This window comes from Streptomyces sp. NBC_01217, from assembly GCF_035994185.1.
In the GTDB taxonomy this organism is placed as follows: Bacteria; Actinomycetota; Actinomycetes; order Streptomycetales; family Streptomycetaceae; genus Streptomyces.
This window is the reverse complement of record NZ_CP108538.1, coordinates 3418533-3439414: the sequence shown is the minus strand read 5'-3', so window position 1 is coordinate 3439414 and position 20882 is coordinate 3418533. Positions and strand designations below refer to the sequence as shown.

Sequence of the window (20882 nt, the reverse complement as noted above, 5' to 3'; positions counted from 1 at the left end):
CTGTGGCGCGCGGCCAACCGGCCGTGCGCCTCAGGGGCGTTGTCCTAGACTCGTCGCCATGTCCGGCCCCACGCAATGTCCTGGGCCCCGCGGTGTGCGCCGCGGGGCGGCCCTGACATTGGTCTTCGCGACCGTGCTGGCCACCGCGGCGGCCACCGGCTCGCTGCCGCACGGCGGGGCGAAGTCCCCGGACCTGGCGACCCGTTCCGTCGCCTCCACCGTCGACGGCGAGGAGGTGGCCGAGGCCGCCGCCCGGGCAGTGGCCGACGGCAAGTCCGGCAAGGAGGCGGCCGAGGAGGTCGTCAGCCGCAGCGGCGACCGCTGGGGCGCGGTGTACGACGAGCGCCAGTACGAGGAGTTCGAGCAGGCACTCGACGGCTCTTACACCGGGGTCGGGCTCGCCGCCAAGCGCTCCACCGGCGGGCTGGTCGAGGTGGCCCGGGTCCAGCCCGGCGGCCCCGCCGACCTGGCCGGCATCGAGCGGGGCGACCTGCTCCGTACGATCGACGGCCACCGGGTCGACCGGCGCCCCGTCGCCGACGTCGTCGCCCTGCTGCGCGGAGACCGTACGGAGGCGGCCGCGGGTACCACCGTCGTGCTGGGGGTCCAGCGGGGCGCCGCCCTGTGGACCGAGACGCTGCACCGGGCCACGCTCACCACCGAGCCCGTCACCGTGCGGCGAATCGGACCGGCCCGTTCCGATTCCTCCACAGCTGTACTGATCGAGGTCGACTCGTTCACCAAGGGCTCGGGTGCCGAGGTCCGTGACGCGGTCCGGAACGCACCGGCGGGTGCCGGGGTTCTCCTGGATCTCCGCGGCAACTCCGGCGGCCTGGTCGCCGAGGCCGTCACCGCCGCCTCCGCCTTCCTGGACGGCGGCCTCGTCGCCACGTACGACGTGCACGGCGAGCAGCGCGCCCTGTACGCGCAGCCGGGCGGCGACACCGTCCGCCCTCTCGTCGTCCTCGTCGACGGCGGCACGATGAGTGCTGCCGAACTCCTCACCGGCGCCCTCCAGGACCGGGGCCGCGCCGTCACCGTCGGATCGCGCACCTTCGGCAAGGGGTCGGTCCAGATGCCCAGCAAGCTCCCGGGCGGCTCGGTGGCCGAGCTGACCGTCGGCCACTACCGCACCCCGGCGGGCCGCGGCGTCGACGGCCAGGGCATCACCCCGGACCTCGCGGTCAGCTCCCGGGCCGAGCAGCGGGCCGAGATGGTATTGAGTGGCCTCGGGGGTGGGTCGTAGTGCGAAAATGGCCACACTATGGCTAAGGAAAAGGACACGGGGCGCAAGCTCATCGCGCAGAACAAGAAGGCGCGGCACGACTACCACATCATCGACACCTACGAGTGCGGCGTCGTACTCATGGGTACCGAGGTCAAGTCGCTGCGGCTGGGCCGGGCCTCGCTGGTGGACGGCTTCGTCCAGATCGACGGGGGCGAGGCGTGGCTGCACAACATCCACATCCCCGAGTACGTGCAAGGGACCTGGACCAACCACTCGGCCAAGCGCAAGCGCAAGCTGCTGCTGCACCGGGCGGAGATCGACAAGCTGGAGTCGAAGTCCGGCGAGACGGGGCACACGATCGTGCCGCTCGCCCTCTACTTCAAGGACAGCCGGGTCAAGGTCGAGATCGCGCTCGCCAAGGGCAAGAAGGAGTACGACAAGCGGCAGACCCTGCGAGAGAAGCAGGACCTGCGGGAGACCAACCGCGCCATCTCGGCCGTGCGCCGACGTCAGCGCAGCGCCTAGCCGGGAGCGTACGGACGTGGCCGAGAGGCGTACGGGCGGGCCGGCAGGAATGGGCTGGCATCGTCATGCGTTGGTCACGTACGATGGCACTGCACCGCACAGCAGGTGCGCATTTTGAAAAAACAACATGGGGATGATCGGTTTCGACAGCGGATGTCGAAGCAGGGGAAGCGAGTCGAGGAAGCGGCAATGATCTCGTAAACCATATGTCGCAACCAATAATCGCCAATTCCAAGCGCGATTCCTCCGCCTTCGCCCTCGCTGCCTAATTAGCAGCTAAGCGAAGACTCTGCGGAGTGTCAGCCCGGGGTTGATCCCGACCCGGATCCTGACATCATCAAGGGATCTAAACTTCTGGACCCGGCCACGGGGCCCGGAAGGAAATCAAACAGTGGCTGGGCCCGTCGGCAGCTTGTCCGCGTGACTGCCGGGGCCGAGAAAAGCGCAGCGGACTGCACTCGGAGAAGCCCTGATTCTGCACCGTTGGACGCGGGTTCGATTCCCGCCATCTCCACAATTCCCATGTGAACGAGGACCCCGTTGCCCACCGGCAACGGGGTCCTCGTTTTTCTGTCCCGCTTTCTCCGCCGCATTGTTTGTTCCCGTCATCGGGTCCGGGGCGCCCGGACCCCGGCCGCCGCGACGGCCAGCGCCAGTGCTGCCGCGCACACCGGTACGGCATAGCCCGTCACCTGCCCCGTGTGCTCCACCATCCAGCCGCCGGTCGCCGAACCCGCGGCTATCCCGCCGAGCAGCGCGGTCACGGCCAGGGTCATGCCCTCGTTCAACTGGCTCTCGGGGGTGAGGCGTTGGACCAGCGTCATGCCGGTGACCATGGTCGGGGCCGTCGCCGCACCGGCCAGCAGCAGGGCGCCCGCGAGGGCGAGCAGCGAATCGGTCGAGGAGGCGGCGAGCAGTGGCAGGGACATCAGCGTCGTCATCCCCGCCAGGCAGCCCAGCAGCCGGCGCCGGATGTCGGTGGCCGGGCGCAGCGATCCGTACAGCAGCCCCGCCGCACACGACCCGGTCGCCTGGAGGGCCAGGATCGCGCCCCCGGCGTGGGCGATCGTGACGACCTCCATCGCGCCGAAGACCGCGCCGGTGGCGAGGAAGGCGGCGAGCAGGGCCGGCATGCCCGGGGCCCGGAGCGGGGAGCCCGCGTGGGTGCGGGGGGCCACCGGAGGTTCGGTGGCGCGCTGGGCGGCGAAGATCAGCACGCCGGTCATGAGCAGGATCGCCCCGACGAGGGTTCCGGCCTCCGGGAAGAGCGCCGCGCACAGCAGCGCGGCGAGCGCCGGGCCGAGCATGAAGCAGAGCTCGTCGACGGCCTGTTCGAAGGAGTTCGCGGTGTGCAGGGCGGCCGGGTCGCCCCGGTGCAGATGGGCCCAGCGGGCCCGGGACATCCCGCCGGTGTTGGGCGTGGTGGCGGTCGCGGCGTAGGAGGCGAAGAGCGTCCAGGCCGGGGCGTCGTAGTGCACACAGAGCAGCAGCGCGAGCGATCCGAGCGCGGCGAGCGCGGTGGCGGGCACCGCCACCTTCGCCTGTCCGTACCGGTCGACGAGCCGGGCCGTCCAGGGCGCGACGACCGCTGTCGCGGCGAGGCCGGTCGCGGTGACGGCACCGGCCAGGGCGTACGAGCCGCGCGAACCGGCGATCATGATCACCGCGCTGACGCTGAACATGCCCATGGGGAGCCGGGCCAGGAGATTGCCCGCGGTGAAGGCGCGGGCACCTGGGGTGGCGAGCAGTCGGCGGTACGGGTTGGTGGACGCGGGCCGGGAGGGGGCGGCGGTGACCGGCAGGTCCCCGGAGGCGGCAGTGCGCGGGGCGATGACCAGCAGGTTTCCTGAGACGGTGAGCATCGGGTCGGCGTGCGGGGTTCTCTCGTACGGCATGGATCAACCCTTGCGGTGTGCGGCCCGCGGGGTCCAACACCTTCTCCGTGCCGATTAACGCATCTGTGTTGTAAATTGCCGGGTGTGGTCTCATCCGCTGCCGATCCGGGCACCCCGACGCATCCCCCCACCGACCCCCGGCTGCTCCGAGCCTTCGTCACCGTCGCCGAGGAACTGCACTTCACCCGTGCCGCAGCCCGGCTCTACATCGCCCAGCAGGCGCTGAGCCGGGACATCCGCCGGCTGGAGCGCGAGCTGGGTGCGGAACTGTTCGTACGCACCACCCGGCAGGTCACCCTCACCGCCGACGGCGAGCGGCTTCTTCCGTACGCCCGGCGGGTGCTGGAGGCGCATGCCGATCTTGCCGCCGCCTTCGCCGACCCCGCGGCCCGGCCGCTCTTCGTCGACCTCAACACCGACGGCATGACGGCCGCCCGCGTGCTCACCCGCGCGCGGGAGCTGGCTCCGGCATGCGAGCTGATGGCGCGCTTCGAGAGCGGGCTCACCTGGGCCGCGGACGAGATCCTCGCCGGGCGGCTCGACGTCTCCTTCGGCCGCGCCGCCGGGCTCGCCCCCGCGGTCCGGGCACGGCTCGGCGTACAGCCGGTGCGGTACGAGCCGATGGCCGTTCTGCTCCCCGACGATCACCCCCTCGCCGCGCACGAGGTCGTCGCGCTGGACGAGCTGACCGATGAGACCGTCTACGCGGGCGCCGGGAATCCGCGCACCGAGGAGTGGACGGACCTCGCCGGGCTGCTCTTCGCCGAGTGGGGCATCTCGCTGGCGCCACCCGCACCCCTCGCGATCGGCGTGGCCGAATTCCAGCGGGTGATGGCGAAGTCGGGGAACCCCGTTCTGTGCGTGGTCGACTTCCCCCCGATGCCGGACACCGTGGTGCGTCCACTGGTCCGTCCCGTACCGCTCTCGCCGCTCCTGCTGGTCTGGCGCAAGGGGCTGCGCCACCCCGGGCTCGACGCCCTGCGTAAAGCCGCAGTTCAACTCGGATCCGAGGAGGACTGGATGGTGCGGCCCGGCGGAAGCTGGCTGCCGGAGATCGATGCATCTCTCATGTTGAAAACCACCTGATCGGGGGACAGAAGTACGTTTCGCATGCGCTACATTCATCGCTCGGGTGCAATGTGATGGGGGCGCGGACAGGGTGGGGGCCCGGTCCGGAAGCACATAATCGGACAGCCGTGCGCACCCGATCCTTGAGTGGGGGAAGTGCGTACACCTGTGGAAACCTGGCGTGAAGGTGCCCGTTCGGGGCACACACACGAGCCGAACGAAGTCACGGTCCAGCTCGACGGCCTCGGCCGGCAGCTCTCCGAGCTGATCGCGCAGCCGAGCGAGCCCGAGGGCTCGGACAACCCCGTGTTCGTCGACGAGAGCGGCCGGCGCAGCAAGACGTTCAGGCGTCTGGGCTGGGTCCTCGCCGTGGGCTGCGCCTGTTACGCGGTGACGCTGGTCGTCGCCGTGCTCGGCGGCAATTCGAGCGCGCCCTGGCTGCCTCTCTCCGGCCAGGAAGGGCACAAGAACGCGGACGTGGTCCAGGCGCCGCCCGCACCGGCGGACAGCACCGGCGCGGCGCTCCCGCCCGGCAGTCCGTCCGGCCGCGCCACCACCGGCCCGACCCCGGGCGGTGGCGTGACGCCCTCGGGCAGCGCGGCCGCCAGTGCCTCGTCGAGCCCCGGCAAGGGCGCCTCGGCCTCCGCGTCCGTCGCACCGCCCAAGGCGCACAACGGCACCGGCGGCGGCACGAAGCCCGGTCCGTCCAGCTCGGCCCCCGTACCGCCCGTGGACAGCGCGACACCGTCCGCCGAACCCCCGACCCCGCCCGCGGACAGCACGTCGCCGCCCGCTCAGTCCCCGGAACCCCCCGTGCAAGAGCGAGAAAGCGCCGAGTAAATGACCTCCCCCGCCCCGCGGGGCAGACGCAACGTCAGGAAGCGGATCCGGCAGCGCAGACTGCCCATGCGCTACCTGCTGCCGTCACTGCTCCTCGTCGCCCTGCTCGCCATGCTGATGCTGCGCGGCTACGTACACAGCGAAATCCTCGCCGACCACCGGATCCAGCCCCCGGCGGCCACCGACCAGGTACCCGAGGCGATCCTCGGCGGCGGCCCGGTCATCGACGCCCGGAGCACCACCCGGCCCGCCGGGTCGCTGCGCATCCCCGACCACCGCATCGTCCTGACCTTCGACGACGGCCCCGACCCCGAGTGGACCCCGAAGGTGCTCGACGAGCTGAGGAAGCACCACGCGCACGGCGTCTTCTTCGTCACCGGCACCATGGCCTCGCGCTACCCCGACCTCGTACGGCGCATGGTCGACGAGGGGCACGAGGTCGGGCTGCACACCTTCGACCACCCCGATCTCTCCTACCAGTCGCACTCCCGCATCGACTGGGAGCTGTCCCAGAACCAGCTGGCACTGGCGGGCGCGGCCGGTATCCGTACGTCCCTGTTCCGGCCGCCGTACTCCTCGTTCGCCGACGCCATGGACAACAAGTCCTGGCCCGTCACCCGGTACGTCGGCAGCCGCGGCTATCTCACCGTCGTCAACGACACCGACAGCGAGGACTGGAAGCGCCCCGGCGTCCCCGCGATCATCGAGCGCGCCACCCCCGAGGGCGGCAAGGGCGCCGTCATCCTGATGCACGACTCCGGCGGGAACAGGTCCCAGACCGTCGCCGCCCTTGGTGAGTTCCTGCCGCGGATGCAGCAGCGGGGCTATGAGTTCACCAACCTCACCACCGCCCTCGGCGCCCCCAGCGCGCACACCCCGGTCACCGGATTCGCGCTCTGGAAGGGCAAGGCGTTCGTCCAGGCCGTGGACCTCTCGGAGAACGTCACCGGGGTCCTGGTGGCCGGGCTCGCGGTGATCGGCGTCCTCGTCCTCGTCCGCTTCGGGCTGATGCTGCTGCTGTCCTTCCTGCACGCCCGCAGGGTCCGCCGCAGGGACTTCAGCTGGGGACCGGCGCTCACCCGCCCGGTCTCGGTCCTCGTGCCCGCGTACAACGAACGCGAATGCATCGCCAACACCGTGCGCTCCCTGGTCGTGAGCGACCATCCCGTCGAGATCATCGTCATCGACGACGGCTCCACGGACGGCACCGCCGACATCGTCGAGGCGATGCGGCTGCCGCGGGTGCGTGTCATCCGCCAGCGCAACGCCGGAAAGCCCGCCGCCCTCAACAACGGCATCGCGCACGCCCGTCACGACATCGTCGTGATGATGGACGGCGACACCGTCTTCGAACCCGCCACCGTCCGCGAACTGGTCCAGCCCTTCGCCGACCCGCGCGTCGGCGCCGTCGCCGGGAACGCCAAGGTCGGCAACCGCGACTCGCTGATCGGCGCCTGGCAGCACATCGAGTACGTGATGGGCTTCAACCTGGACCGCAGGATGTACGACGTCCTGCGCTGCATGCCCACCATCCCCGGTGCGGTCGGCGCCTTCCGCAAGGAGGCGCTGGACCGGATCGGCGGCATGAGCGAGGACACCCTCGCCGAGGACACCGACGTCACCATGGCACTGCACCGCGACGGCTGGCAGGTCGTCTACGCGGAGAACGCCCGCGCCTGGACCGAGGCCCCGGAGAGCGTGCAGCAGCTGTGGTCGCAGCGCTACCGCTGGTCGTACGGCACCATGCAGGCGATCTGGAAGCACCGCCGCGCCGTCGTCGAACGCGGCCCGTCCGGCCGCTTCGGCCGCGTCGGACTGCCCTTCGTCGCCCTGTTCATGGTGGTCGCCCCGCTGCTCGCCCCGCTCATCGACGTCTTCCTGCTGTACGGACTCGTCTTCGGCCCCACCCAGAAGACCGTCCTCGCCTGGCTCGGCGTCCTCGCGGTACAGGCCGTCTGCGCCGCGTACGCCTTCCGGCTCGACCGGGAACGCATGACGCATCTGATCTCGCTGCCCCTCCAGCAGATCCTCTACCGGCAGCTGATGTACGTGGTGCTGCTCCAGTCCTGGATCACGGCGCTCACCGGCGGCCGGCTGCGCTGGCAGAAGCTGCGCCGTACGGGAGTGGTGGAGGCGCCCGGAGCCCTGCCGGGGCGGCCGCGGCCGAGCAGTGACCGGAGGCCGGTCGCATGAGCCACCACTCCACCGCGCGGCTCCCGCAACAGGCCCCGGCCGCTGACCATGAGCCGGTGTCCGCCCGCGAGCAGAGCGCCGTCTCCGAGCCGGGTGGCGGTCGGGCGTCGGGCGGCGGCCGGGACCGCTATCTCGATCTGCTGCGTACCGTCGCACTCGTACGCGTCGTCGTCTTCCATGTCTTCGGCTGGGCCTGGCTGACCATCCTGTTCCCCTCCATGGGCGTCATGTTCGCCCTGGCCGGTTCGCTGATGGCCCGCTCGCTGGCCCGCCCGGCACGGGACGTCATCCGCGGCCGGCTCCGCAGGCTGCTGCCCCCGATGTGGGCGTTCGCGGCGGCCGTCGTTCCGGTGATGTTCCTGCTCGGCTGGAAGCCCGTGAAGGAGGAGGGCATCTGGTGGTTCATCAAGCTGGGCTGCTACCTCCTACCCGTCGGCACCCCGCCGTACCCATGGGAGAACGGCTCGCCGAGCGGCCTCCTGGAGCAGTCCTGGGCCGACCAGGCCGTGGGCCCGCTCTGGTACATCCGCGCCTACCTGTGGTTCGTGCTCGCCTCGCCGCTGCTGCTGAAGGCCTTCCGCCGCATGCCCTGGCCGACGCTGCTCGCCCCGCTCGGACTGACCGCCGTGATCGGCACCGGACTGGTCACCGTCCCCGGCGAGACCGGTGAGGGGCTACTCGACTTCGCGGTGTTCGGCTCCTGCTGGATCCTCGGCTTCGCCCACCACGACGGCCTCCTGAAGAAGATCCCGCGCTATCTGACGGTCTCGCTCGCCGCGTTCCTCATGGCGTTCGGGCTGTGGTGGGCCTCGGGGCACCTCACCGAGGAGGGCTGGAACCTCGACGAGATCCCGCTCGCACAGGCGACGTGGTCGTTCGGCTTCTGCGTGATCCTGCTCCACTACGCACCGTCCTGGCGGCAACTGCCCGGCCGGCTGGCCCGGTGGGACGGACTGATCACTCTCGCCAACAACCGTGCCGTGACGATCTACCTCTGGCACAACCTGCTGATCCTGACCGCGGCACCGCTCGTCGACGAGCTGTGGAACGTCCCGTACGTCGGCGACCACTTCGGTACGTACATCGGCGCCGCGTACTCGGAGCTGACGCTGCTGCTCGTCTGGCCGTTGCTCGCGCTGACGATCCCGGCGGCCGGCTGGGTCGAGGACATCGCGGCCGGGCGCGCACCGAGGCTCTGGCCGAACGGAGCGCGCAAGCGGTCCCGGTGACCGGGGACGGTATACCTTCGCCGCTCCCGGTCCCACCACGCCCGCGCCCACGAAGCCGCAGCTCAGCCGTACCGGAGCAGTGCCGGTGACCGCCCGGTGTCCTGTGACGTAACGGCCGGGAAATACGGGTGAACCAGCGCTGTCACGCACCGTTGGCAGGCTCGCCCCTCGGCATCATCGGGCAGCAGCGGGACGAGAGCCGGGTAGACCACATGCACGAGGGCGAAGAGCACGGGCCCCTCGCGGGCTTCACCGTCGGGGTCACCGCCGCACGGCGCGCGGAGGAGTTCGGCGCGCTGCTGGAGCGGCGGGGCGCCGCCGTCCTGCACGCACCCGCCCTGCGGATCGTGCCGCTCGCCGACGACGGCGAACTCCTCGCCGCCACCCGCGAAATCATCGAATCCGCCCCCGATGCGGTCGTCGGCACCACCGCGGTCGGCTTCCGGGGCTGGATCGAGGCCGCCGAGGGCTGGGGCCTCGGCGACCGGCTGCTGGAGACCCTGCGCGGCGTCGAACTGCTGGTCCGCGGCCCCAAGGTCAAGGGCGCCGTCCGGGCCGCCGGACTGACCGAGGCGTGGTCACCCGGCTCCGAGTCCATGGCCGAGGTACTGGACCGGCTCCTTGCCCAGGGCGTGGCGGGCCGCCGCATCGCCCTCCAACTGCACGGCGAACCCGTCCCCGGCTTCATCGAGCCGCTGCGTGCCGCGGGCGCAGAGGTCGTCGCCGTACCCGTCTACCGCTGGGTGGACCCCGTGGACATCACCCCGCTCGACCGGCTGCTCGACATCACCCTCGCCCGGGGCCTGGACGCCCTCACCTTCACCAGCGCCCCCGCCGCCGCCTCGCTGCTCGGCCGGGCCGAGAAGCGCGGGCTGCTCCCGGAGCTCCTGAGCGCGCTGCGGGACGACGTCCTGGTGGCCTGCGTCGGACCGGTCACCGCCCTGCCGCTGAGGGCCCGCGGGATCGACACCGTCCAGCCGGAGCGCTTCCGGCTCGCCCCGCTCGTCCAGCTGCTGTGCGCGGAACTCCCCGCCAGGGCACATACGCTGCCGGTCGCCGGGCACCGGGTCGAGATCCGCGGTCACGCCGTGCTCGTCGACGGCGGACAGCGCCCGGTGCCGCCCGCCGGAATGGCCCTGCTGCACACCCTGGCCCGCCGTCCGGGCTGGGTGGTCTCCCGCGCCGACCTGCTGCGCGCACTGCCCGGCAGCGGCACGGACGAACACGCGGTGGAGACAGCCATGGCGAGGCTGCGCACGGCCCTGGGCGCGCCCCGCCTCATCCAGACGGTCGTCAAGCGCGGCTACCGGCTGGCGCTGGACCCGGTGGCGGACAACCCCGATGTCAGTGGCGCTTGCTAGAACTGGGCAGGTACCCAACGACCGGCGGAGGGGGGGCCTCATGGGCACCTGGGGCAGTGGGAATTTCGACAGCGACACGGCCGCGGATCACCTGTCGAGCATCACCGGGCGCCTCGTCTCGGAGATCGAGGAGGCGATGGCGGATGACCCGGTCGGTCTGGAGCCCGACGCGTACTGGGGCGTCGCCGTGCCGTGCAACGTCGAGCTGCTGTGCCTGATCGCGGAGCGGCATCACGTCGGCGCGGCGGTGCCGGAGGCGGCGGTGACCGAGGGCTGGAAGAAGACCTTCATGGACGTGTGGGAGCGGACCATCGACGGCCTGGAGCCCGAGCCGGAGTACAAGGAGATACGCCGGGCGGGGCTGATCCGCACCTTCGACCGCCTGGCAGCCCTGGCCGCGCCGGACGCGGCGAACTGAGGGCGGGATGAGCTGAGGCCGCGAAGAGCGGTGGCCGGGAAGAACTGCGGCCGGGGAAAGCCGGGGCCGGGATACCGTGCGGGGATGATCAATGACATCCACCGCCTGGACGCGGAGGTACGACTCCGTCCCGTCACCCCGGCCGACGCCGCCTCCCTCGCCGTGTCCCTGACCCGCAGCCGCGCGTATCTGCGGCCCTGGGAGCCGGTGCGGCCCGACGCCTTCTACACCGAGCAGGGACAGCGGGAACGGCTGGCCGCAATCCTCGCGGAGCGCGACGAGGGCCGGGTGATGCCATGGGTGCTTGCCGACGAACAGGACCGCGCGGTGGGCGCGTTCACGCTCTCCGGGATCGTGCTCGGGGTGTTCCGCAGCGCGGTTCTCGGCTACTGGGTGGATGTCGAGCACGCGGGCCGGGGCCTGGCCACGGCCGCCGTGGAACGGATCTGCGAGCTGGCGAGGGACGGGCTGGGCCTGCACCGGGTCGAGGCGGGGACGGTACTGGACAACGTGGCGTCGCAGCGGGTGCTGGCCAAGTGCGGATTCGAGCAGTACGGGATGGCGCCGCGCTACCTCCACATCAACGGCGAATGGCGCGACCACCGGCTGTTCCAGCGGATCCTGCACGACGGAGGACTGACGGGCGCGAACGGCTGACGGTCACCGGACGCCTCCGGCGCGCAGCCGCACATGCAGGTGCCCGTCCAGCGGCCACGGCGGCTGCGCCGGAAGCACCTGCGCGAAGTCGTACCCGCTCTTCTCGGCCACCCGGCAGGAAGCCTTGTTGTCCACCTGATGCAGCAGGTCCAGCCGCACGAGCCCGTCCCCGGCGAACGCCTCGAACGCCCAGTCGGTGAGCGCCCCCAGCGCCCGCGGCGCGATGCCGCGCCCGCGTGCCCGCGCCGCCGTCCAGTAGCCGACCTCCGCGCTGCCGGAGCCCGGTGCGGGGTACTTGAGCACCACGTTCCCGACCAGCTCGTCGGCGTGATCGCGATCGACGACCGCGAAACTGAAGCGGATGCCGGTTTCCCTGCCCTCCCGCTGCACCCGCAGCCACCGCTGCGCGTCCGCCTCGTCCGCGACGGGCATGCGCAGCGCGGCGTGCATCGCGGGATCGCGGTACGTCTCGATCAGGGCAGGTATGTCGTCGGTCAGCCACGGCCTGAGCAGGAGCGGGCCCGCCTCAGGGCTTGCGGAACGGAGATCGTCCTCCATCAGGACACCGTACGGGCTCGCGCACGCACCGACCCGCGTGGCGGCAGGGGTTCCGGGGCGGCGCGCCGAGGGGCACTCTGGGGGGACCCCACCGGTGACCCCGAGGCGGTGACATACGCATGACGGCGGGCAAGAGCTCGTACGACTGGCGGTTCGACTCCGGCCGCCCCTGCCTGGACCTGGTCGCCACCGGCATCGGCACCTCGGGCGCGTGCGAACTGCTGGACGGCGCCGAGCGGCTCGCCGACTGGCTGGTGGCCACCGGGCTCGTACCGGGTGGCACCCACCTCGGCGCCGTGGATGACACCTGGGTGGGGCGCTTCCGGCAGCTGAGGGCCGGCGTCGACAGCCTTCTGACCGCCGAACTCGGCGGCCGCAGAGCCGAGAGCGCCCTGGAACGGGTCAACGCCTTCGCCGCGGCCGCGCCACCGGGGCTGCGCGCCGTACGCGGCACGAGCGGCACGCTGGTCCGGACACTGAGCGCCGACCCCGAATGCGGGGCACTGCTGGCAGCCGTCGCCCGTGACGCCGTGGAGCTGCTGACCGACCCCGTGGCGCGGGCCGGCCTGCGCCGCTGCGAGGCCGACAACTGCCGCCGTCTCTACCTGGACACCTCGCGCGGCCGACGCCGCCGCTGGTGTTCCAGCGAGGTGTGCGGGAACCGGGAGCGGGTGGCCCGGCACCGGCGCCGGGCGGCGGCCGTGACGGACGCGGGCGCGGGCGAGCGGCCGAGAACACCGTAAAGAATCTTGGAACCCGTTTGAATGGATCGCGGTTCCTCTCCGTATTCGATGGCCAAGGAGCTCTACAGGGTCTCGACCGGGAGGTTCGGGTGCGCAAGGATGCGGCCGTGGCCGATGACCGTCCGCACAGGGCTCGACATCGCAGTGAGCCGCCCCCGTCCTCCTCCGACGTCCCCGACGAGGAGCTGATGCGGGCGCTCTACCGCGAACACGCCGGACCTCTGCTCGCGTACGTGCTCCGCCTCGTCGCCGGCGACCGACAGCGCGCCGAGGACGTGGTGCAGGAAACGCTCATCCGTGCCTGGAAGAACGCCGGTCGGCTCAACCGGGCCACCGGATCGGTCCGCCCCTGGCTGGTGACGGTCGCCCGGCGCATCGTCATCGACGGCCACCGCAGCCGGCAGGCCCGGCCGCACGAGGTCGATCCGTCGCCGCTGGAGGTCATTCCCGCGGAGGACGAGATAGACAAGGCGCTGTGGCTGATGACGCTCTCGGACGCGCTCGACGATTTGACCCCTGCCCACCGGGAAGCATTGGTCGAGACCTACTTCAAGGGACGTACGGTCAATGAGGCGGCCGATGTGCTGGGCATACCCAGCGGGACGGTGCGGTCCCGGGTCTTCTACGCACTGCGTTCGATGAAGCTCGCACTCGAAGAGAGGGGGATCACGGCATGAGCGACCACGAGTGGGAGCCCTTCGGGCCCCGGCCGACCGGTCCCTCCGGCCCTGGTGGCCCCGCAGGCCCGGCCCGCCGTACCGCCCCCGGCGGAGCCGTCGAGGGGCCTGGGCACGACGCAGCGGGTGCCTATCTCCTCGGTGTTCTGGACGATGCCGAGGCCTCCGCCTTCGAGGCACATCTGGCCGGCTGCGACCTGTGCGCCGCCCACCTCGACGAGTTCGCCGGCCTGGAACCCATGCTCGCGATGCTCTCCGAGTCCCCGGCCGCCGCACCGGGCACCCGCCCCGTCCCGCACGTGCCGCAGCGGCCCGCGCCCCGCATGCTCGACCGGCTGGTCGACGAGGTGGCGGTCAAGCGGGCCCGGCGCAGGCGCCGCTCCATGTATCTGGTGGCGGCGGCAGCGGCGCTGGTCATCGGCGGTCCGGTGGTCGCGGTCCTGGCGACCGGCAACGAAGGCACCTCGGCGCAGGCCGCCGACCCGCACCCCACCAGCCCCGCCGAGGACGCCTTCTTCCACCACATGACGGAGAAGGTGCGGGCCACCGACCCCACCACCAAGGTCGACGCCACCATCGGCATGGAGAAGAAGGCCTGGGGCACCCACACCGTGCTGGAGCTCAAGAACGTCACGGGGCCGGAGAAATGCAGCCTGATCGCCGTGTCCAAGACCGGTGAGGAGGAGGTCGTCACCTCCTGGTCCGTACCGAAATGGGGATACGGCATCAAGGACTCCCCGCACCCGGGCGCGAAGTACCCGCTCTATGTCCACGGCGGCGCGGCCATGGACCGCGGCGACATCGACCACTTCGAGGTGCGTACGTTCGACGGCGAGCGGCTGGTGGAGGTCGACGCCTGATCGAGACCCTGCCCGCGTCATTTCGATACGCGCGGCAGGTGCGCGGCGGCCCCCGCTTCGCATAGGGTTGACGGCTGCCCAATGCACGTCAGAAGGGGGCCTCGGTGGCCGCGCAGGATGCCGCTGTCGATTCGATGCGGGACCGGGAAATCGGTGTCGAGCAAGAACATCTAGACCGTGTTTATCACCGCCTCGAAGAGAAGATCCACGAAGCGGAATTTCTCATGAGTGACGCCGTCAAGCGCGGCCAGGTCGGTACCCCCGGCGCGCTTGCCGAGCGTGACGCCCAGGTGTTCCGGGCCGGAATACACCTCAACCGGCTGAACAGCGAGTTCGAGGACTTCCTCTTCGGGAGGATCGATCTGCTGCTCGGCAAGGACGGCGAGCGCGGCCCGGACGGCGCGTTCACCTCCGTCGAGCCGGCCGACGACGCCGTGCGCGACGACAGCACGGCCGATATCGCGGAGACGCTCCATATCGGCCGGATCGGGGTCCTCGACTCCGACTACGCGCCGCTGGTCATCGACTGGCGGGCACCGGCCGCCGCGCCGTTCTACCGGTCGACGCCCAAGGATCCGGGCCGGGTGGTACGCCGCCGGGTCATCCGCTCCAAGGGCCGCAGGGTCCTCGGGGTCGAGGACGACCTGATGCGCCCCGAGCTGACCGCGTACCTGGGCGGCGACAAGCTCCCCGTCATCGGAGACGGCGCCCTGATGGCGGCGCTCGGCCAGGCCCGCAGCCACACCATGCGGGACATCGTCTCCTCCATCCAGGCCGAGCAGGACCTGGTGATCCGGGCGCCCGCCGCCTCCGTCACCGAGGTCTCCGGCGGCCCCGGCACCGGCAAGACCGCCGTCGCCCTGCACCGCGCCGCGTACCTCCTCTACCAGGACCGGCGGCGGTACGCGGGCGGCATCCTCGTCGTCTCACCGACCCCGCTCCTCGTCGCGTACACCGAAGGCGTGCTGCCCTCGCTGGGCGAGGAGGGGCAGGTCGCGATCCGCGCGGTCGGCTCGCTCTCCGACGAGGCGGCCGGCGTCGAGGGTGCCACCACGTACGACGATCCGGCCGTCGCCCGGATCAAGGGCTCCTCCCGGATGCTCCAGGTGCTGCGCAAGGCGGCCCGAGGGGCGCTGGAGCAGCCCGGCACCCCCCGCGGGGCGGTCGGCCAGGACGGCCAGCTCTCCTTCGGTGACGGAGCAGACGCAGCAGACGGAGCCGACGAGGCCCCGGCCACCCCGACCCGGCTGCGGGTCGTCGCCTTCGGTGCCCGCGTCGAGCTGAACGCCGACGAGCTGCACCGCATCCGGCAGTCCGTCCTCGGCGGCACCGCCCCGGTCAACCTGCTGCGCCCGCGCGCCCGCCGAGTGCTTCTGGACGCCCTGTGGAACAAGTCCTCGGGCCGGGGCCGCTACACCGACCCCGAGCTGGTCGCCGAGCTGCGCTCCTCCTTCGACGAGGACGTCTCCACAGAGACGCCCTTCCTCGAATTCCTCAACGCCTGGTGGCCCGAGCTCACCCCGCGCGGGGTGCTCGCCGCGATGGCCGACGAGAAGCGGCTCGGCCGCTGGGCGCGCCGGGTCCTCAACCAGGGCGAGGTGCGCCGCCTCGCCCGCTCCCTGAAGCGGCTCGACAGTGAGGGGAACGGCCCGCTGTCCGTACACGACGTGGCGATTCTCGACGAGCTGCACACGCTGCTCGGCACCCCGCACCGGCCGAGGAAGAAGCGCGAGTTCGATCCGCTGGACCAGCTCTCCGGCCTGGAGGAGCTGATGCCGCAGCGCGAGGAGACCCAGCGCGAGCGGGCCGAGCGGCTGGCCGCGGAGCGTACGGAGTACGCGCACGTCATCGTCGACGAGGCGCAGGACCTCACGCCCATGCAGTGGCGCATGATCGGCCGCCGCGGCCGGACGGCCACCTGGACGATCGTCGGCGACCCGGCGCAGTCCTCCTGGTCCGATCCGGACGAGGCGGCCCGCGCGCGCGACGAGGCGCTCGGCAACCGGCCGCGCCGCCGCTTCACGCTCACGGTCAACTACCGCAGCCCGGCGGAGATCGCCGAGCTGGCCTCGAAGGTCCTGGCGCTCGCGATGCCCGGAATGGAGTCACCGGCCGCGGTACGTTCCACGGGCGTGAAGCCGCGCTTCGAGACCGTACGGGACGGCGATCTGGCGGCTTCGGTCCGCGAGCAGGCCCGGCGGCTGCTGGCCGAGGTGGACGGCACGGTGGGCGTGGTCGTCGCGATGAACCGCCGGGCGCAGGCCCGCGACTGGCTCGCCGAGCTCGGCGAGCGGGTGGTGGCGCTGGGCAGCCTGGAGGCGAAGGGCCTGGAGTACGACGCCACGGTGGTCGTCTCGCCCGCGGAGATCGCGGACGAGTCCCCGGCCGGCCTGCGGGTGCTGTACGTGGCGCTGACGCGTGCGACGCAGCAGCTCACGGTGGTCTCGGGCGCGCGCGATCTGCCCGACGAGAACGGTGTCCCGGACCTGCTGAGGGACTGAGGAGGACCGAGGCGGGCAGCGGCGGGGCGCGGACGCGCGCACCGCCGGTGGGACGGTTTTTCGAACCGGCCCCTCCCGCGGGAATCACTTCTCCGGGGTCTTTGTTAGCCTGGTGTCGGCACCGGCTCGATCCAAGCCCCCGGGCCCAACCTTCGTCGCTTCGAGCGACCACTTGCCGCGAGGCGAGCATGGCGGGTCGGTGCCGCTTGACCGAGAAGACAGACCCGCGTCACCTTTTGGTGGCGCGGGTCTGTTCTTGTTTACGGACCTGGCTGGTTCCGCCCCGTCGTCGGGAGCAGCCGAGAGCGGTCGGAAGCGGCCGCGGACCGGTTGGGACTTCCACTGAAGTGGTCATCTCTCGTATGTTGGAAAATACTTTCCGAAATGTGGCAGTCATTACCGGGTACCAGCCAGTAGGTGCGACGATCGGGAAGCGCGCCCGGGGCGAGTGCTCCGGCCGCGCGGCAAAGAAGCTAAAGGAAAGCGAAGGACTCGGCCATGGCAACGGCGCCCAGCGTCTCGTACTCGATGACGGTCAGGCTGGAGGTGCCCGCGAGCGGCACAGCGGTCTCCCAGCTCACCACGGCCGTGGAGTCCTCCGGCGGTTCGGTCACCGGCCTCGATGTGACCGCCTCCGGCCACGAGAAGCTGCGGATCGACGTCACCATCGCCGCCAGCTCCACCTCGCACGCCGACGAGATCGTCGAAGGCCTGCGCGGCATCGAGGGCGTCGTGCTGGGCAAGGTCTCCGACCGTACGTTCCTGATGCACCTCGGCGGCAAGATCGAGATGGCGTCCAAGCACCCCATCCGCAACCGTGACGACCTCTCGATGATCTACACCCCGGGCGTGGCCCGGGTCTGCATGGCGATCGCCGAGAACCCCGAGGACGCCCGCCGCCTCACCATCAAGCGCAACTCCGTCGCAGTTGTGACGGACGGCTCCGCGGTGCTCGGCCTCGGCAACATCGGCCCGATGGCCGCCCTGCCGGTGATGGAGGGCAAGGCGGCCCTCTTCAAGCGCTTCGCCGGCATCGACGCCTGGCCGATCTGCCTGGACACCCAGGACACCGACGCCATCGTAGAGATCGTCAAGGCGATCGCCCCCGGCTTCGCGGGCATCAACCTGGAGGACATCTCGGCGCCCCGCTGCTTCGAGATCGAGGCACGGCTGCGCGAGGCCCTGGACATCCCCGTCTTCCATGACGACCAGCACGGCACCGCGATCGTGGTCCTGGCCGCGCTGACCAACGCACTGCGCGTGGTGGGCAAGGGAATCGGGGACGTGCGCGTCGTCATGTCCGGCGCCGGAGCGGCCGGTACGGCCATCCTGAAGCTCCTCATCGCCGCGGGCGTCAAGCACGCCGTCGTCGCCGACATCCACGGCGTGGTGCACGCGGGCCGCGAGGACCTGGTCGACGCCGACGCCGACTCGCCGCTGCGCTGGATCGCCGACAACACCAACCCCGAGTCCGTCACCGGCACCCTCAAGCAGGCCGTCGTGGGCGCCGACGTCTTCATCGGTGTCTCCGCTCCGAACGTGCTGGACGGCGACGATGTCGCCGCCATGGCCGACGACGCGATCGTGTTCGCGCTCGCGAACCCGGACCCCGAGGTCGACCCGGCAATCGCCCGCCAGACCGCGGCAGTTGTCGCCACCGGCCGCTCCGACTTCCCGAACCAGATCAACAACGTGCTGGTCTTCCCGGGCGTCTTCCGCGGTCTGCTGGACGCCCAGTCCCGCACCGTCAACACGGAGATGATGCTCGCCGCGGCCGGCGCGCTCGCCGAGACCGTCGCCGAGGACGAGCTGAACGCGAACTACATCGTTCCGTCGGTCTTCAACGACAGGGTCGCGGGAGCGGTCGCCGGTGCCGTCCGCGAAGCCGCGAAGGCCGCGAGCGGTTCCGTGACGGGCTCGGGCGACCTCGGCTGAACCAGCCGCTCACCGAACCCGCCGCGGCCCCTGCCGACGGCGCCCACGGCCGCGGTACACCCCCACGTCGGCCCGATGTACGGCGCGTCGCGGGTCGCGGCGCCCCAAACGCCCCTTTAGGGTGGGCGGGCGGCGAGTCCCGCTGAGCCCGCATCGCTGCGGACCGCTTTCGGGGAGTCGACGGAACGTCACCACGACGAGGCAGTGGCGCTTTTCGTGTGACTCCGGAGGGTGCCGGATTGGCTTTCCCGCCGCAGGTGGGGGCAGGATGCGTAATCGGGCGCGAGGGTCTGACGACAGACCCGGGTCCGGGGACTGTCCGAGGGCCCTGGCAGCATCGGCTTCGATCTCACGCCTCACAGGCAAGAAGAACACGGGAGTAACAACATGAACCGCAGTGAGCTGGTGGCCGCCCTGGCCGACCGCGCCGAGGTGACTCGCAAGGACGCCGACGCCGTGCTGGCCGCGCTCGCCGAGACCGTCGGTGAGATCGTCGCCAAGGGCGACGAGAAGGTCACCATCCCCGGCTTCCTGACCTTCGAGCGCACCCACCGTGCCGCTCGCACCGCTCGTAACCCGCAGACCGGCGACCCGATCAACATCCCGGCCGGCTACAGCGTGAAGGTCTCCGCGGGCTCCAAGCTCAAGGAAGCCGCCAAGGGCAAGTAAGCCCCACAGGCGCGACGAAGGGCGGTCACCCGGCCAGGGTGACCGCCCTTCGGTGTACCGGCCCGAGAGGCCCCGTTCTGTGCCTCTACGGGCCGGTACACGGCCGGTGGACGGGAACGGGGGCCCGGGGCAGCGCCCCGAACCCCCGTCAGCAGCCCTGGGGCCGCCCGTCTCAGACCAGCGCCCCGCCCGGCAGCTCCACCTTCGCGCCGAGCTTCTCCAGCTTCTCCATGAAGTTCTCGTAGCCGCGGTTGATCAGGTCGATGCCGTGCACCCGCGAGGTGCCCTGTGCCGCCAGCGCGGCGATCAGGTACGAGAAACCGCCGCGCAGGTCCGGGATGACCAGATCCGCGCCCTGCAGCTTCGTCGGCCCGGACACGACCGCGGAGTGCAGGAAGTTGCGCTGGCCGAAGCGGCAGTCGGAGCCGCCCAGGCACTCGCGGTAGAGCTGGATGTGCGCGCCCATCTGGTTGAGCGCGGAGGTGAAGCCGAGCCGCGACTCGTACACCGTCTCGTGGACGATGGACAGGCCCGAGGCCTGCGTCAGGGCCACGACCAGCGGCTGCTGCCAGTCGGTCTGGAAACCGGGGTGCACGTCCGTCTCCAGGGCGATGGCGTTCAGCGCGCCGCCCGGGTGCCAGAAGCGGATGCCCTCGTCGTCGATCTCGAAGGTGCCGCCGACCCGGCGGAAGGTGTTCAGGAACGTCATCATCGAGCGCTGCTGTGCGCCGCGCACATAGATGTTGCCCTCGGTGGCCAGCGCCGCGGACGCCCAGGAGGCCGCCTCCAGGCGGTCCGGGATCGCCCGGTGCGTATAGCCGTCCAGCCGGTCGACACCGGTGATCCGGATCGTCCGGTCGGTGTCCATGGAGATGATCGCGCCCATCTTCTGCAGTACGCAGATGAGGTCCTCGATCTCCGGCTCCACGGCCGCGTTGGACAGCTCGGTGACGCCCTCGGCGAGCACGGCGGTCAGCAGCACCTGCTCGGTGGAGCCCACCGACGGGTACGGCAGCCGGATCTTCGTGCCGCGCAGCCGCTGCGGGGCCTCCAGGTACTGGCCGTCCGCACGCTTCTCGATGGTCGCGCCGAACTGCCGCAGCACGTCGAAGTGGAAGTCGATCGGCCGTCCGCCGATGTCACAGCCGCCGAGCCCGGGGATGAACGCGTGTCCCAGCCGGTGCAGCAGCGGGCCGCAGAAGAGGATCGGGATGCGCGACGAGCCCGCGTGGGCATCGATGTCGGCGACGTTGGCGCTCTCGACATGGGTCGGATCGAGGATCAGCTCGCCCGGTTCGTCACCCGGCCGGACCGTCACACCGTGCAGCTGCAGCAGCCCCCGCACCACCCGCACGTCGCGGATGTCGGGCACATTGCGCAGCCGGCTGGGCCCGCTGCCGAGCAGCGCGGCGACCATCGCCTTCGGCACCAGGTTCTTGGCGCCTCTGACGCGGATCTCGCCCTCCAGCGGGGTTCCGCCGTGGACAAGCAGGACATCGTCTGTGCCGGTCATGAATCTCGCGTT

The 20882-nt window shown here is 71.2% G+C and carries 18 protein-coding genes and 1 other RNA gene; 16 read left to right on the top strand and 3 right to left on the bottom strand.

Going from position 1 to position 20882, the window contains the following annotated elements; all coding sequences use genetic code 11:
• The first annotated feature begins 58 nt into the window (after positions 1-58).
• The 3 genes from OG507_RS15150 (at position 59) to ssrA (ending at position 2270) form a co-directional block, all read left to right on the top strand.
• Positions 59-1246, top strand: coding sequence for a S41 family peptidase (locus OG507_RS15150; protein WP_327367726.1), 1188 nt, complete (start codon positions 59-61; stop codon positions 1244-1246).
• An 18-nt stretch (positions 1247-1264) separates the two neighbouring features.
• Positions 1265-1753, top strand: a complete 489-nt coding sequence (gene smpB, locus OG507_RS15145) for an SsrA-binding protein SmpB (protein WP_327367725.1) — start codon at positions 1265-1267, stop codon at positions 1751-1753.
• Positions 1754-1882: 129 nt separating this feature from the next.
• Positions 1883-2270: a transfer-messenger RNA gene (gene ssrA, locus OG507_RS15140) on the top strand.
• A gap of 88 nt (positions 2271-2358) precedes the next feature.
• On the opposite strand, the gene OG507_RS15135 is transcribed toward ssrA, so the two are convergent.
• A complete protein-coding gene (locus tag OG507_RS15135; RefSeq protein WP_442811100.1) occupies positions 2359-3615 on the bottom strand; it encodes an MFS transporter in 1257 nt (418 codons plus the stop codon).
• Between the two features lie 117 nt (positions 3616-3732).
• Here OG507_RS15135 and OG507_RS15130 point away from each other — a divergent pair, with 117 nt between their 5' ends.
• From OG507_RS15130 to OG507_RS15100, 7 genes are all read left to right on the top strand, one after another.
• Positions 3733-4734 (top strand): LysR family transcriptional regulator, encoded by a 1002-nt coding sequence (locus OG507_RS15130; RefSeq protein ID WP_327367723.1) that lies wholly within the window; start codon positions 3733-3735, stop codon positions 4732-4734.
• A gap of 138 nt (positions 4735-4872) precedes the next feature.
• Positions 4873-5556, top strand: a complete 684-nt coding sequence (locus OG507_RS15125) for a hypothetical protein (protein ID WP_327367722.1) — start codon at positions 4873-4875, stop codon at positions 5554-5556.
• A complete protein-coding gene (locus OG507_RS15120; RefSeq protein ID WP_327367721.1) occupies positions 5557-7749 on the top strand; it encodes a bifunctional polysaccharide deacetylase/glycosyltransferase family 2 protein in 2193 nt (730 codons plus the stop codon).
• Positions 7746-8978 (top strand): acyltransferase family protein, encoded by a 1233-nt coding sequence (locus tag OG507_RS15115; protein ID WP_327367720.1) that lies wholly within the window; start codon positions 7746-7748, stop codon positions 8976-8978. The genes OG507_RS15120 and OG507_RS15115 overlap by 4 nt, the downstream gene beginning before the upstream one ends.
• A 212-nt stretch (positions 8979-9190) precedes the next feature.
• A complete protein-coding gene (locus OG507_RS15110) occupies positions 9191-10339 on the top strand; it encodes a uroporphyrinogen-III synthase (protein WP_327371978.1) in 1149 nt (382 codons plus the stop codon).
• A gap of 40 nt (positions 10340-10379) precedes the next feature.
• Positions 10380-10757 carry a DUF4259 domain-containing protein gene (locus tag OG507_RS15105; RefSeq protein ID WP_327367719.1) on the top strand — a complete coding sequence of 126 codons (378 nt, stop codon included), beginning with the start codon at positions 10380-10382 and terminating at the stop codon, positions 10755-10757.
• 84 nt (positions 10758-10841) lie between these two features.
• Positions 10842-11414: a GNAT family N-acetyltransferase gene (locus tag OG507_RS15100; RefSeq protein WP_327367718.1), complete on the top strand. Its 573-nt coding sequence runs from the start codon at positions 10842-10844 to the stop codon at positions 11412-11414.
• A 3-nt stretch (positions 11415-11417) separates the two neighbouring features.
• Here OG507_RS15100 and OG507_RS15095 read toward each other — a convergent pair whose 3' ends face one another.
• Positions 11418-11972 carry a GNAT family N-acetyltransferase gene (locus OG507_RS15095; protein ID WP_327367717.1) on the bottom strand — a complete coding sequence of 185 codons (555 nt, stop codon included), beginning with the start codon at positions 11970-11972 and terminating at the stop codon, positions 11418-11420.
• 119 nt (positions 11973-12091) lie between these two features.
• Here OG507_RS15095 and OG507_RS15090 point away from each other — a divergent pair, with 119 nt between their 5' ends.
• The 6 genes from OG507_RS15090 (at position 12092) to OG507_RS15065 (ending at position 19357) form a co-directional block, all read left to right on the top strand.
• Entirely contained in the window at positions 12092-12715 is a 624-nt protein-coding gene (locus tag OG507_RS15090) for a CGNR zinc finger domain-containing protein (RefSeq protein ID WP_327367716.1), read from the top strand.
• A gap of 89 nt (positions 12716-12804) precedes the next feature.
• On the top strand, positions 12805-13392 hold the full coding sequence (locus OG507_RS15085) for a sigma-70 family RNA polymerase sigma factor (protein ID WP_327367715.1): 588 nt from the start codon (positions 12805-12807) through the stop codon (positions 13390-13392).
• On the top strand, positions 13389-14252 hold the full coding sequence (locus OG507_RS15080) for an anti-sigma factor family protein (protein ID WP_327367714.1): 864 nt from the start codon (positions 13389-13391) through the stop codon (positions 14250-14252). Before OG507_RS15085 ends, OG507_RS15080 begins: the two co-directional genes overlap by 4 nt.
• Positions 14253-14356: 104 nt before the next feature.
• Complete coding sequence (locus OG507_RS15075) at positions 14357-16753, top strand: HelD family protein (RefSeq protein WP_327367713.1); 2397 nt, start codon at positions 14357-14359, stop codon at positions 16751-16753.
• 498 nt (positions 16754-17251) lie between these two features.
• The gene (locus OG507_RS15070) at positions 17252-18688 is read left to right on the top strand and encodes an NAD-dependent malic enzyme (RefSeq protein WP_327367712.1); all 1437 of its coding nucleotides are present in this window, start codon (positions 17252-17254) and stop codon (positions 18686-18688) included.
• A gap of 387 nt (positions 18689-19075) precedes the next feature.
• Positions 19076-19357, top strand: a complete 282-nt coding sequence (locus tag OG507_RS15065) for an HU family DNA-binding protein (protein ID WP_003968811.1) — start codon at positions 19076-19078, stop codon at positions 19355-19357.
• A gap of 172 nt (positions 19358-19529) precedes the next feature.
• Here the strand turns inward: OG507_RS15065 and murA are convergent, their stop codons facing one another.
• Positions 19530-20870, bottom strand: coding sequence for a UDP-N-acetylglucosamine 1-carboxyvinyltransferase (gene murA / locus OG507_RS15060; protein ID WP_327367711.1), 1341 nt, complete (start codon positions 20868-20870; stop codon positions 19530-19532).
• Between the last annotated feature and the right edge of the window lie 12 nt (positions 20871-20882).